Origin of the sequence: Pseudomonas sp. 10S4 (assembly GCF_034344865.1) — a bacterium.
Classification (GTDB): domain Bacteria; phylum Pseudomonadota; class Gammaproteobacteria; order Pseudomonadales; family Pseudomonadaceae; genus Aquipseudomonas.
This window is the reverse complement of sequence record NZ_CP133774.1, coordinates 5,947,789-5,960,608: the sequence shown is the minus strand read 5'-3', so window position 1 is coordinate 5,960,608 and position 12,820 is coordinate 5,947,789. Positions and strand designations below refer to the sequence as shown.

Sequence of the window (12,820 nt, the reverse complement as noted above, 5' to 3'; positions counted from 1 at the left end):
TCACTTCCTCGGGTCGAAGGCATCGCGAGCGGACTCGCCGATAAACACCAGCAAACTCAACATCAACGCCAGTACCGCAAACGCGCTCATGCCGAGCCACGGCGCCTGCAGGTTGGATTTGCCCTGGGCCACCAGTTCGCCGAGCGACGGGCTGCCGGCCGGCAAACCGAAACCGAGGAAGTCCAGCGCCGTCAGCGTGCCAATGGCGCCGGTCAGGATGAACGGCATGAAGGTCATGGTCGAGACCATGGCGTTGGGCAGGATGTGGCGGAACATTATTCCGCCATTCTGCATCCCCAGCGCCCGGGCCGCGCGCACGTATTCAAGGTTACGGCCACGGAGGAACTCGGCACGGACCACGTCCACCAGGCTCATCCACGAAAACAGCAGCATGATCCCCAGCAACCACCAGAAGTTCGGCTGGACGAAACTGGCGAGGATGATCAGCAGATAGAGCACCGGCAGCCCGGACCAGATCTCGAGGAAACGCTGCCCGGCCAGATCGACCCAGCCGCCATAGAAACCCTGCAAGGCCCCGGCGATCACGCCGATGATCGAGCTGAGAATGGTCAGCGTCAGGGCAAACAACACCGAAATCCGGAAGCCGTAAATCACTCGGGCCAACACATCGCGGCCCTGATCGTCGGTGCCCAGCAGGTTGTCTGCCGAGGGCGGTGCCGGGGCCGGGACTTTCAGGTCGTAGTTGATGCTCTGGTAGCTGTAAGGGATCGGCGCCCACAGAATCCAGGCGTCCTTGGCCTTGAGCAGTTCGCGGATGTAAGGGCTCTTGTAGTTGGCTTCCAGCGGGAATTCACCGCCGAAGGTGGTTTCCGGGTAGCGCTTGAGTGCCGGGAAATACCAACTGTTGTCGTAATGCACGACCAGCGGTTTGTCGTTGGCAATCAATTCGGCACCGAGGCTGGCGCCGAACAGGATCAGAAACAGCCACAGCGACCACCAGCCACGCTTGTTGGCCTTGAACAATTCGAAACGACGGCGATTGAGGGGAGACAGGTTCATCTCAATGCTCCCGGTGTTCGAAGTCGATACGCGGATCGACCAGGGTGTAGGTGAGGTCGCCGATCAGTTTCACCACCAGCCCCAACAACGTGAAGATAAACAACGTGCCGAAGACCACCGGGTAATCGCGGTTGATCGCCGCTTCAAAACTCATCAGGCCGAGGCCGTCGAGGGAGAAAATCACTTCCACCAGCAGCGAGCCGGTAAAGAAAATGCCGATGAACGCCGACGGGAACCCGGCGATCACCAACAGCATGGCGTTGCGGAATACGTGGCCGTAAAGCACTCGGTGATTGGTCAGGCCCTTGGCTTTCGCGGTGACCACGTACTGCTTGTTGATTTCATCAAGGAAGCTGTTTTTGGTCAGCAAGGTCATGGTCGCGAAGTTGCCGATCACCAGCGCCGTCACCGGCAGGGCCAGGTGCCAGAAGTAATCGAGAATCTTGCCGCCCATGCTCAGTTCGGCGAAGTTGTTCGAGGTCAGGCCCCGTAGCGGGAACCAGTCGAAATAACTACCGCCAGCAAACACCACGATCAGCAGGATGGCAAACAGGAACGCCGGGATTGCGTAACCGACGATGATCGCCGAACTGGTCCAGACGTCGAAATGGCTGCCGTGTCGCGTGGCCTTGGCGATCCCCAGCGGGATCGATACCAGGTACATGATCAGCGTGCTCCACAGCCCGAGGGAGATCGACACCGGCATCTTTTCCTTGATCAGGTCGATGACCTTCGCGTCGCGGAAGAAGCTGTCGCCGAAATCCAGGGTCGCGTAGTTCTTGACCATGATCCACAAGCGTTCCGGCGCCGATTTGTCGAAGCCGTACATGTGCTCGATTTCCTTGACCAGCGCCGGGTCCAGGCCCTGGGCGCCGCGATAGGCCGAGCCTGCCACCGAGACTTCGGCACCGCCACCGGCGATGCGGCTGGTGGCGCCTTCAAAGCCTTCGAGCTTGGCGATCATCTGTTCCACCGGGCCACCGGGAGCGGCCTGGATGATCAGGAAATTGATCAGCAAAATACCGAACAAGGTCGGGATGATCAGCAGCAGTCGCCGAAAAATATACGCCAGCATCTGATTACTCCGTGCCCGCAGGGTCGGCTTGCAGTTTGGTTTCGACTTCTACAGCCGGTTTTGCGTCAGGCTTGACCCACCAGGTGGCGATGCCGACGTCGTACTTGGGTGAAATTTTTGGGTGGCCGATGTGGTTCCAGTAGGCCACGCGCCAGGTCTTGATGTGCCAGTTGGGGATCACGTAATAACCCCATTGCAGCACGCGGTCCAGCGCCCGGGCGTGGGCTACCAGGCTTTTACGCGAATCGGCGTTGATCAGTTCCTCGACCAATTGGTCCACCACCGGGTCTTTCAGGCCCATGGAGTTGCGGCTGCCGGGTTTATCGGCGGCGGCGGACATCCAGAACTCGCGCTGTTCGTTGCCCGGCGAGCTGGACTGCGGGAAGCTGCCGACGATCATGTCGAAGTCCCGGGAGCGCACGCGGTTGATGTACTGCGAGACGTCAACCCGGCGAATCACCAGATCGATGCCGAGGTCACTGAGGTTACGCTTGAATGGCAACAGCACCCGTTCGAATTCGGTCTGGGCCAGCAGAAATTCGATGCTCACCGGTTTGCCGGTGGCATCGACCATTTTGTCATCGACGATCCGCCAGCCGGCCTCTTGCAACAACTGATAGGCCTTGCGTTGCTGGGTGCGAATCATGCCGCTGGCGTCGGTCGTCGGGTTTTGGAACGCCTCGCTGAACACCTCGGCCGGCAGCTTGCTGCGGAACGGATCGAGGATTGCCAGTTGATCGGCGTCCGGCAGGCCGGTGGCGGCCATTTCCGAGTTTTCGAAGAAACTGCGAGTGCGCGCATAGGCGCCGTTGAACAGTTGCTTGTTGGTCCATTCAAAATCCAGCAGCAACGTCAGGGCCTGACGCACGCGGATGTCCTGGAACACCGGGCGACGCAGGTTGAACACGAAGCCTTGCATGCCCGTCGGGTTGCCGTTGGGAATCTGTTCCTTGATCAACCGACCTTCGGTAACGGCCGGGATGTTGTAGGCATTGGCCCAGTTCTTCGCGGTCATCTCCAGCCAGTAATCGAACTGCCCGGCCTTGAGTGCTTCGAGGGCCACGGTGTTGTCGCGGTAATAGTCGGAGGTCATCACGTCGAAGTTGTAAAAACCACGGTTTACCGGCAGGTCTTTGCCCCAGTAATCCTTGACCCGTTCGTAACGCACCGACCGCCCGGCCTTCACTTCGCTGACCTTGTAGGGGCCGCTGCCCAGCGGGATTTCCAGGTTGCCTTTGTTGAAGTCGCGGGTCGCCCACCAATGTTTTGGCAGCACCGGCAACTGGCCGAGGATCAGCGGCAGCTCGCGGTTGTTGTTGTGCTTGAACTTGAACAGCACCGTCAGCGGGTCTTCGGCGACCACCTCCGCGACGTCGCTGTAGTAGCCGCGATAGAGCGGGGCGCCGTCCTTGATCAGGGTCTCGAAACTGAACACCACGTCTTCGGCGCGCACCGGGTGACCGTCGTGGAACCGCGCTTCCGGGCGCAGGTAGAAACGCACCCAGCTGTTGTCCGGGGCCTTCTCGATCTTGCCGGCGATCAACCCGTATTCGGTGAACGGTTCGTCCAGGCCTTGCTTGGCCAGGGTGTCGTAGATCATCCCGATATCGTCGGCCGGCACGCCTTTGCTGATGAACGGGTTGAGGCTGTCGAACCCGCCGAAACCGGCCTGGCGGAAGATCCCGCCCTTGGGCGCGTCAGGGTTGACGTAATCGAAGTGCTTGAAGTCGGCCGGGTATTTCGGCGGCTCGTTGTACAGGGTCAGGGCATGTTGCGGGGCGGCGCAGGCCAGCCCGGCGAACAACAGACCGCTGGCCTGCAAGAGCAGAGCGCGTACGGGGTTCATTGACCTTTCTCCGAAGATTTCAGCCACCACGCAGAAATGCCCAGGGTGTAGGGCGGCGTGGTGACGAAGGCGAACCGGTTGCGGTAGGCCAGGCGATGATAATTAAGGTACCAGTTGGGAATGCTGTAGTGCTGCCACAGCAGCACCCGGTCGAGGCCTTGCCGGCGGCGACCTGTTCATCGCGAGTCTGCGCGGCGAGCAGTTGCTCAAGCAAATGATCGACCACCGGGTTGGCGATGCCCGCGTAGTTTTTACTGCCCTTGACCCCGGCCTGGCTGGAATGGAAGTACTGCCATTGCTCCAGTCCCGGGCTGAGGGTCTGGTTGAGGGTCATCAGGATCATGTCGAAATCGAACTGATCCAGGCGTTGTTTGTACTGGGCGCGATCCACCGTACGCAGCCGGGCGTCGATGCCGATGCTGGCGAGGTTCTCGACGTAGGGCTGAAGGATGCGTTCCAGGTTTGGGTTGACCAGCAGAATCTCAAACCGCAGCGGCTGGCCTTTGGCGTTTTCGACCCGTTGGCCGTTGAGCTTCCAGCCGGCCTCGTTGAGCAGGCCCAAGGCTTTGCGCAAGGTTTCCCGGGGGATGCCGCGGCCGTCGGTCTGCGGCAGGCTGAAGGGCTCGACGAAGAGCTTGGCGGGCAACTGTTCGCGATAGGGCTTGAGCATCAGCCATTCGTGACCAACCGGCAGGCCGGTGGCCTCGAATTCACTGTTGGGGTAGTAACTGGTGGCGCGCTTGTAGGCGCCGCTGAACAGCGTGCGATTGGTCCACTCGAAATCGAACATCAGCCCCAGCGCTTCGCGGACCTTGACCTCGGAAAAAGTCGGGCGCCGGGTATTCATGAACAGGCCCTGGCTCTGGGTCGGGATCTGGTGCGGGATCTGCGCCTTGATCACATCGCCACGGGTGACGGCCGGGAAGTTATAACCGTTGTCCCAGTTCTTCGCCTGATGCTCGATGTAGATGTCGAATTCGCCGGCCTTGAAGGCTTCGAAGGCCACGTCGCTGTCGCGGTAGAACTCGACTTCCATGCGGTCGAAGTTGTACTTGCCGCGATTGACCGCCAGGTCCTTGCCCCAGTAATCCTTGACCCGTTCGAAGATGATCTGCCGCCCCGGTTGCACCGAGGTGATGCGATACGGCCCGCTGCCCAGCGGCGGCTCGAAGGTGGTGGCCTTGAAGTCGCGACCTTTCCAGTAATGCTGGGGCAGCACCGGCAACTCGCCCAGACGCAGGATCTGCAACGGATTGCCGGCGCGCTTGAAGACAAAGCGAATGCGTTGCGGGTTTAGGATGTCGACCCGCAGCACTTCCTGGAGGGCGGTGCGGTACTGCGGATGGCCTTCCTTGAGCAGCAACCGGTAGGAAAACGCCACGTCGTAAGCGGTGATCGGCGTGCCATCGTGGAAACGCGCTTCAGGGCGCAGGTTGAACACCACCCAGCTGCGGTCCTCGCTGTATTCCACCGATTGGGCGATCAGGCCATAGCTGGACGTTGGCTCGTCGCCGGACGGCGCGTACTGGCCGGTGCCGACCATCAGCGGTTCGTTGAGCTCGTTGATGCCGTATTGCAGGAAATTCGGGGTGGAAACCGGGCTTGAGCCCTTGAAGGTGTAAGGGTTGAGCGTATCGAAGGTGCCAAACGCCATCACCCGCAACGTACCGCCCTTGGGCGCTTGCGGGTTGACCCAGTCGAAGTGGGTAAATCTGGCCGGGTACTTGAGCGTGCCGAACTGCGCATAACCATGGCTTTCGCTGATCGTCGCGCTTGCGGGTGAGCTCAAGGCCAGGCTGATCAGGAGCAGGAGGAGGGCGCGCTTCAAGTCAGAGATCCGATCCAGGCGGCTTGGGCTTTGTGGGCCGTACAGTAACAGCTTGTATCGACAGGAAAAAGACAGGGGGTAATGCGCTGTTAATTGCTGGCGTGGAGGTCCGGCGACTCGCAGAACCTGTGGGAGCGAGCTTGCCTGTGGCGAGGGGGCTTGCCCCCGTTGGGTCGCGAAGCGGCCCCGGCATTCTTTCAATTAAACCGTGCTAATAGGTTTAGCGACTGCTTCGCATCCGAACGGGGGCAAGCCCCTCGCCACAAAAGCCACCACAACCCTCAAATCGCAGGCAAAAAAAGCCCCTGGATCCAGGGGCTTTTTTTAGCGTGGCGAAGACACCGTCAGCATCTGACCTGGCTTCAGCGCCTGGCCAACCCGCGGGTTCCAGCGCTTGAGGTGTTGCATTTCAACGTTGAAACGCTTGGCGACCATGTACAGCGAGTCGCCTTGCTTGACCTTGTATTGGGTTTGCTCCGTCTTGCTGGTGGTCTTGCCGTTCGCCTTGGAGTTGGCTGCCACGACGGTGTTGACGCGACCGGCGCTACGTTTGGTGGTGTCCCGCATGACCAGGGTCTGGCCGACCTTGAGGTTCTTGCCGGTCATCTTGTTCCAGCGTTGCAGGTCTTTGACATCGACCTTGTTCGCTTTGGCGATGGTCGCCAGGTTGTCGCCACGTTTGACGCGATAGGCGCGCTTGAGTTTGGCGATTTCGTTGTCGTCGGCACCTTCGAACACTGGTTTGAGTGGTCGCGAGCTGATCAGCTCTTCGGGGCGCATGGTCGACAGGCTGGCAGTCAGCAGTTGCGCCTTGGACGTCGGCACCAGCAAATGCTGGGGACCGTCGATGGTGGTGCGCTGCTTGAAGGCCGGGTTGAGCTGGAACAGTTCGTCTTCGTCGATGTTGGCCACCGCGGCAACCTTGGACAGGTCCATGCGCTGGTTGATTTCGACGACCTGGAAGTACGGTTCGTTGGCGATCGGGCTGAGGTTCACGCCGTAGGCTTCCGGCGACAGCACCACTTGCGACAGGGCCAGCAACTTCGGCACGTAGGCCTGGGTTTCGGCCGGCAGCGGCAGGTTCCAGTAGTCGGTTGGCAAACCAAGCTTCTCGTTACGCTCGATGGCCCGGCTGACCGTGCCTTCGCCGGCGTTATAAGCAGCGAGGGCCAGCAACCAGTCACCGTTGAACATGTCGTGCAGGCGGGTCAGGTAATCCATGGCCGCGGTGGTCGAGGCGGTAATGTCGCGACGGCCATCATAGAAACGGGTTTGACGCAGGTTGTAGTAACGCCCGGTGGAAGGGATGAATTGCCAAAGGCCCACCGCGTCGGCCCGGGAATAGGCCATCGGGTTGTAGGCGCTTTCAATCACTGGCAGCAGCGCCAGTTCCAGCGGCATGTTGCGTTCTTCAAGGCGTTCGATGATGTAGTGGATGTACAGGCTGCCGCGTTCGCCGGCGTTTTCGAGGAAGGACGGGTTGCTGGCGAACCACAGTCGTTGTTGCTCGATACGCGGGTTGACGCCCAGGCCATCCTGCAGTTGGAAGCCTTGGCGCATGCGCTCCCAGACGTCCTGAGGTACTTGTGGAGTAGGTTTTTCGCTGAGCCAGATAGGTTTTTGCTTGGCTCGAGCGGCGATATTCGGAGTGTGGGCCGCGTCGGTCTGCGGCACATGGCTTGAACAGCCCGCCAAAGTGGCGGACACAGCCACCGCTATGGCTTGAGCCAAGCGGGTCAATGCGTCTGAATTGATGGCTTTACGAATAGATGACGACATTGGCTGGAAGTAAGTTCCGGGCAAAAATGTCGGGGGATTCTAGAAAGCGTACCCGTCGCGGTCAACCATTCAGAATTTTTGTACCAATAGGTAGCCTGCTTAGAACTTATCTTTCCAAGCTCGCAAGGCAGCAAAAACCGCACTCGGGACCCGGTTATTGGTTCCATTCCGTTCGTCCACTTTTTCTTTAACGGATGTTTCGCTGACACGTAAAAATGGGTTGGTGAGCTTTTCCAGGGCGATTGTCGAAGGCAATGTCATGACCCCGGCTTCGCGCTGAGCGGTGACTTTGGCCAGCCGTTCGGCGGTGTCCGGATTACCCGGTTCGACTGCTGCGGCAAACTTCAGGTTGCTGAGGGTGTATTCGTGGGTGCAATAGACCAGCGTATCCTCAGGCAAGGACGCCAGGCGCGTCAGCGAGGTGTGCATCTGCTCCGGCGTGCCTTCGAACAACCGACCACAACCGGCGGCGAACAGGGTGTCGCCGCAAAACAGCAGGCCGTGGTGATAAAAGGCGATGTGCCCCAGGGTGTGGCCGGGGACGGCGAACACATCGAAGTCCCAGCCGAGCACGTTGATGCGGTCGTTGTCCTTGAGCGCGACGTCCCGTGCCGGGATGGTTTCGCTGGCGGGGCCGTAGACAGTTGCGTCAGTCGCTTTTTTCAGCTGTTCGACGCCGCCGACATGGTCATGATGGTGGTGAGTGATCAGAATATCGCTGAGCACCCAGCCCGGATGCGCCGCCAGCCAGGCCTGGACCGGCGCGGCGTCGCCCGGATCGACCACGGCGCAGCGTTGGGTGCGGTGGTCCTGCAACAACCAGATGTAGTTGTCGGTGAAGGCGGGTAGGGCACTGATCTGTATCATCGTCGGATTCGCCAAGCGGAAAACAATGGCGCATCTTAGAACTTCCTGGCGCTTTGGAGAATGCAATGACCGATAAAGCGTTCGCTCAGGCTGATCCTGACTGGCTGGCATTGATCAGCGCGGCCCGTGAATGGCTGTCCGGCCCCATTGGGCAATTTCTGCTGGACGAAGAACGGCGCATGCTCGAAGACGAGTTGGGTCGGTTCTTCGGCGGCTACCTGGTGCACTACGGCCCGCAGGCCGAGACACCGCCGTCCGCGCCGCAAGTGCAGCGTAACGTACGCCTCGGCGCGCCATTGCCCGGCGTCGAGATCGTCTGCGAAGAACAGGCCTGGCCCTTGAGCGAGCACGCCGCGGACGTGGTGGTGTTGCAGCATGGGCTGGATTTCTGCCTGTCGCCCCACGGTTTGCTGCGCGAAGCGGCGAGCAGTGTGCGGCCCGGCGGGCATTTGCTGATCGTCGGTATCAATCCATGGAGCGCTTGGGGCTTGCGCCACGTCTTTGCCAACGACGCCATGCGCCAGGCCCGTTGTATTTCGCCATCGCGGGTCAGCGACTGGTTGAACCTGCTGGGCTTCGCGCTGGAGAAACGCCGCTTCGGGTGCTATCGTCCGCCGCTTGCGTCGCCCACATGGCAGGCCCGTCTGGCGGGTTGGGAGCGCAAGGCTGGTGACTGGCAGCTATCGGGCGGCGGCTTCTATTTATTGGTCGCGCGCAAGATCGTGGTCGGCCTGCGGCCGGTGCGCCAGGAACGGCGCGAACCGATGGGCAAGTTGATTCCATTGCCTATGGCCAAGGTCAATCGTCGCCACATCGAGCCATAAACACTCTTTATTTCCCGGCCGGGCTTGCCCGGCCTCGGGCATCGTCGATCCTGGATCGGCGAGCCACCGCATTTTCTGGATAGATTGGCATGAGCGATAGCGTAGAACTGTTCACTGATGGCGCCTGCAAAGGCAACCCTGGCCCCGGCGGCTGGGGCGCACTGCTGGTGTGCAAGGGCGTCGAAAAGGAACTCTGGGGCGGCGAAGCCAACACCACCAACAATCGCATGGAACTGATGGGCGCGATCAAAGGCCTGGAAGAACTCAAGCGTTCCTGCGACGTGCTGCTGGTAACGGACTCCCAGTACGTGATGAAAGGCATCAACGAGTGGATGGATAACTGGAAGAAGCGTGGCTGGAAAACGGCTGCCAAGGAACCGGTTAAAAATGCCGACCTGTGGAAACTGCTGGACGAACAGGTCAACCGCCACAACGTGACCTGGAAGTGGGTCCGCGGCCACATCGGCCACCACGGCAACGAACGGGCCGACCAGTTGGCCAACCGTGGTGTGGATGATGTGCGTGGTTACAAACAAGACTGACGGCTGATCACGATTCCCGTGTAGGGGCTGCCGAAGGCTGCGATCTTTTGACGTTGCTTTTAACAGCGAAGATCAAAAGATCGCAGCCTTCGGCAGCTCCTACCGGGATCGGGTTCACAGCATCAAGATGGCGTTCGCCAATTGCTGATCTGTGTAGGAGTTCTCTGTAATTACCCTACGAATCCGCGCAAACGCCGCTTCAATCCTCACCCCGCGAATATCCCCGTCACTGGCTACAAACGCGGCCGCATCATCCTTCGCCGCCAGTACAATTTTATCGTCCTTGAATGAGCCGCTGGTGCCTTTGCTTGAGCTCAGAATCAGGCTCATGGTGATATCGGTGCTGATGACAAAACTGGTGGCCTGGGCGCCAGAACCCAGCAGGCAGGTACTCAACAAAACAAACCGTGCAGTCTTCATGACGCGTTCAAACCCCTGGAATACAAGCCGCCCACGCTAACAAGCGGCTTGCGTCCAGACTTTATGAACATTGCTAATGATTGTTAAAAACTGCATGAGCGCCGGTCACGTTGGTGGCGCGGGCCGGATCTCGCGAATGCGTCAAGATCGCCACGAACTGTCGCAAACCCGATTTTCCTTAACCCTGGCCAAACCGACCATTGACTCTCCCGTTAGGGGCACACTCTACCCTCAACGCTCCACTTTCAGGATGCAGTGAAGATGAGCAAGCGAGTACTGGTGATTCTGGGTCACCCTTCAACCGACAGTTTCTGTGGTGCCTTGACTGAGACCTATGTCGAGGCGGCAAAAAGTGCCGGGCATGATGTGCGTCTGTTACGACTGGATGCGCTGAGTTTCGATCCGGTGCTGCACGATGGCTATAAACAGATTCAGCAATTGGAGCCCGATCTGCTCAAGGCCCAGGCTGACATCACCTGGGCTGAGCACTTGGCATTTGTCTATCCGATCTGGTGGGGCGGCATTCCGGCCTTGATGAAAGGCTTCGTCGACCGGATATTCCTGCCCGGTTTTGCCTTCAAGTACCGCGAAGGCCAAGCCTTTCCCGACAAACTCCTGAAAGGACGAACGGCTCACCTGCTGGTCACGATGGATACGCCACCGTGGTACTACAAGTGGGTCTATCGCATGCCTGGCCTGCACCAGATGCGCAAGACCACGCTGGAGTTCTGTGGCATCAAGCCGTTGAAGACCCTGACGTTTGGACCGCTGCTCGGTTCCAGGCCCAACCAGCGGGATGCCTGGCTCAAGCAAACCCAGGCAATCGCCAGCCACTGATACGTACGTTGTGCAGCATCGCCTTGCAACAGGCGATGCCAGCTTCATCCCTGCCATCCCCCCGCCATTTAACGTCTTCGGGTTCCCGCCTTCGCGCACCTATGTGAAGATGCCGCGCGCGCCTCTTTCTGGCCATAAAAAGGACTTTTCATGTATATCGGCAAAGCCGCCCAGTTGTCGGGTACGACGATCAAAAGTATCCGTCACTATGAAGACATTGGCTTGTTGCCGCCGCCCCAGCGCGAAGGGAAATATCGTGTCTATAGCCTGCAGAGCGTTGAGTTGCTGAGTTTCATCAAATGCGCTCAGCAATTGGGCTTCAGGCTCAAGGAAATGCAGGCGATCCTGCAGGATCACCGGGGCCAGGAGTTACCCTGGGACCTGGCCAACAAGGCGATCGCCGACAAAAAACAGGAACTGATGACCCGGATCGAAGGGTTACAGAAGGTCTACGCAGGGCTGGCGGAGTTCGAAGCCAGTCTCAAGGATGCCCGGGACCAATGTCAGTTCGAACACCTTGCCAAAACCGCTTGAACGGTTTCATTGCATGACCTGGTGAAGCGCTTTGCGCTGCCTGGCTACGCCGGCAACAAGTCATCGCCGGCACCGCCCCGCTCGGAAACAGCGTTCGTTTTCGTATTGATCGGGTGTGTTAATATCGCCGGCCTTCGCAGGGTGACGGCAGGGTGATGAGAGATGAGGATTTAACAGAATATGGCTCAAAGGATGGTTGTACTCGATACCGAAACCACCGGCATGCCGGTGACCGACGGCCATCGTATTGTCGAAATCGGTTGTGTCGAGTTGATCGGTCGGCGTCTCACGGGCCGGCATTTTCACGTTTACCTGCAACCGGACCGCGAGAGTGATGAAGGCGCCATCGGCGTCCACGGCATCACCAACGAATTCCTGGTGGGCAAGCCGCGTTTCGCTGAAGTGGCCGATGAGTTCTTCGAATTCATCAAGGGTGCGCAGCTGATCATCCATAACGCGGCGTTCGACGTTGGCTTCATCAACAACGAATTCGCGCTGATGGGTCAGCAAGATCGCGCTGACATCACGCAGCACTGCTCGATCCTCGACACCCTGATGATGGCCCGGGAACGTCACCCGGGGCAGCGCAACAGCCTCGACGCATTGTGCAAACGCTACGGCGTCGACAACTCCGGCCGCGAACTGCACGGCGCGTTGCTCGACTCCGAGATTCTCGCCGACGTTTACCTGACCATGACCGGCGGCCAGACCAGCCTGTCCCTGGCGGGTAATGCGTCTGACGGTAATGGTTCGGGTGAGGGCGCGGACAACTCCGCCACCGAGATTCGCCGCCTGCCTGCCGATCGCCAGCCAACCCGGATCATCCGCGCTAGCGAAGATGACCTGGCGCAGCACTTGGTTCGCCTCGAAGCGGTGGCCAAATCCGCCGGTGCGCCGTCGTTGTGGCAGCAGTTGGTGGATGCGAAGACTCAGGCCTGAGGCTTATTTCTCAGAATGTCGGGCTGTTTTGGGGGTAGGGCTGTTGTGGCGAGGGAGTTTACTCCCGCTCGGCTGCGCAGCAGTCGTCAATCCCGCGAACGCGGTATCTCTGAAAAAATGCAGGGGGCCGCTTCGCGTCCCAGCGGGAGTAAACTCCCTCGCCACAGGTAACCCTCCCACCACAGGTCTTGCGACAGCCAAAAATTCTCCATTTCAGATTGAGGTTGATGGCCACATGATGGTGCGCCCACTGACCCTCTTCGGGGCATTGGCGCTCGCCACATCCGCCTCAACCCTCTACCCTGAGGT

11 protein-coding genes and 1 pseudogene are annotated in these 12,820 nt (G+C 59.6%); 5 read left to right on the top strand and 7 right to left on the bottom strand.

The genetic code is table 11. The features are described from left to right. The 6 genes and pseudogenes from RHM58_RS27800 to gloB form a co-directional block, all read right to left on the bottom strand. Positions 1-1,020 carry an ABC transporter permease gene (locus RHM58_RS27800; protein ID WP_201202660.1) on the bottom strand — a complete coding sequence of 340 codons (1,020 nt, stop codon included), beginning with the start codon at positions 1,018-1,020 and terminating at the stop codon, positions 1-3. Position 1,021: 1 nt separating this feature from the next. After that, complete coding sequence (locus tag RHM58_RS27795) at positions 1,022-2,095, bottom strand: microcin C ABC transporter permease YejB (protein WP_201202662.1); 1,074 nt, start codon at positions 2,093-2,095, stop codon at positions 1,022-1,024. A 4-nt stretch (positions 2,096-2,099) separates the two neighbouring features. After that, entirely contained in the window at positions 2,100-3,941 is a 1,842-nt protein-coding gene (locus RHM58_RS27790; protein WP_322268784.1) for an extracellular solute-binding protein, read from the bottom strand. Continuing rightward, positions 3,938-5,769, bottom strand: a pseudogene (locus tag RHM58_RS27785) (extracellular solute-binding protein). The gene RHM58_RS27790 and the pseudogene RHM58_RS27785 overlap by 4 nt, the downstream one beginning before the upstream one ends. Positions 5,770-6,093: 324 nt before the next feature. Further along, positions 6,094-7,548 carry a transglycosylase SLT domain-containing protein gene (locus RHM58_RS27780; RefSeq protein WP_201257426.1) on the bottom strand — a complete coding sequence of 485 codons (1,455 nt, stop codon included), beginning with the start codon at positions 7,546-7,548 and terminating at the stop codon, positions 6,094-6,096. A gap of 99 nt (positions 7,549-7,647) precedes the next feature. After that, the gene (gloB, locus tag RHM58_RS27775; RefSeq protein ID WP_201202676.1) at positions 7,648-8,415 is read right to left on the bottom strand and encodes a hydroxyacylglutathione hydrolase; all 768 of its coding nucleotides are present in this window, start codon (positions 8,413-8,415) and stop codon (positions 7,648-7,650) included. Between the two features lie 65 nt (positions 8,416-8,480). On the opposite strand from gloB, the gene RHM58_RS27770 reads away from it, so the two are divergent. Together RHM58_RS27770 and rnhA are read left to right on the top strand one after the other, a co-directional pair. Beyond that, positions 8,481-9,239 (top strand): methyltransferase domain-containing protein, encoded by a 759-nt coding sequence (locus tag RHM58_RS27770; RefSeq protein WP_201202678.1) that lies wholly within the window; start codon positions 8,481-8,483, stop codon positions 9,237-9,239. Positions 9,240-9,328: 89 nt separating this feature from the next. Continuing rightward, positions 9,329-9,781: a ribonuclease HI gene (rnhA, locus tag RHM58_RS27765; protein WP_201197424.1), complete on the top strand. Its 453-nt coding sequence runs from the start codon at positions 9,329-9,331 to the stop codon at positions 9,779-9,781. A gap of 114 nt (positions 9,782-9,895) precedes the next feature. Here the strand turns inward: rnhA and RHM58_RS27760 are convergent, their stop codons facing one another. Further along, positions 9,896-10,201 carry a DUF2388 domain-containing protein gene (locus tag RHM58_RS27760; protein ID WP_201257427.1) on the bottom strand — a complete coding sequence of 102 codons (306 nt, stop codon included), beginning with the start codon at positions 10,199-10,201 and terminating at the stop codon, positions 9,896-9,898. A gap of 261 nt (positions 10,202-10,462) precedes the next feature. Here RHM58_RS27760 and RHM58_RS27755 point away from each other — a divergent pair, with 261 nt between their 5' ends. The 3 genes from RHM58_RS27755 to dnaQ all read left to right on the top strand — a co-directional run bounded on the left by RHM58_RS27755 (position 10,463) and on the right by dnaQ (position 12,511). After that, positions 10,463-11,038, top strand: a complete 576-nt coding sequence (locus RHM58_RS27755) for an NAD(P)H-dependent oxidoreductase (protein ID WP_322268783.1) — start codon at positions 10,463-10,465, stop codon at positions 11,036-11,038. 150 nt (positions 11,039-11,188) lie between these two features. Further along, positions 11,189-11,572, top strand: coding sequence for a MerR family transcriptional regulator (locus RHM58_RS27750; RefSeq protein ID WP_322268782.1), 384 nt, complete (start codon positions 11,189-11,191; stop codon positions 11,570-11,572). A 180-nt stretch (positions 11,573-11,752) separates the two neighbouring features. Next, positions 11,753-12,511, top strand: a complete 759-nt coding sequence (dnaQ, locus tag RHM58_RS27745; protein ID WP_201257430.1) for a DNA polymerase III subunit epsilon — start codon at positions 11,753-11,755, stop codon at positions 12,509-12,511. The last annotated feature ends 309 nt before the right edge of the window (positions 12,512-12,820 follow it).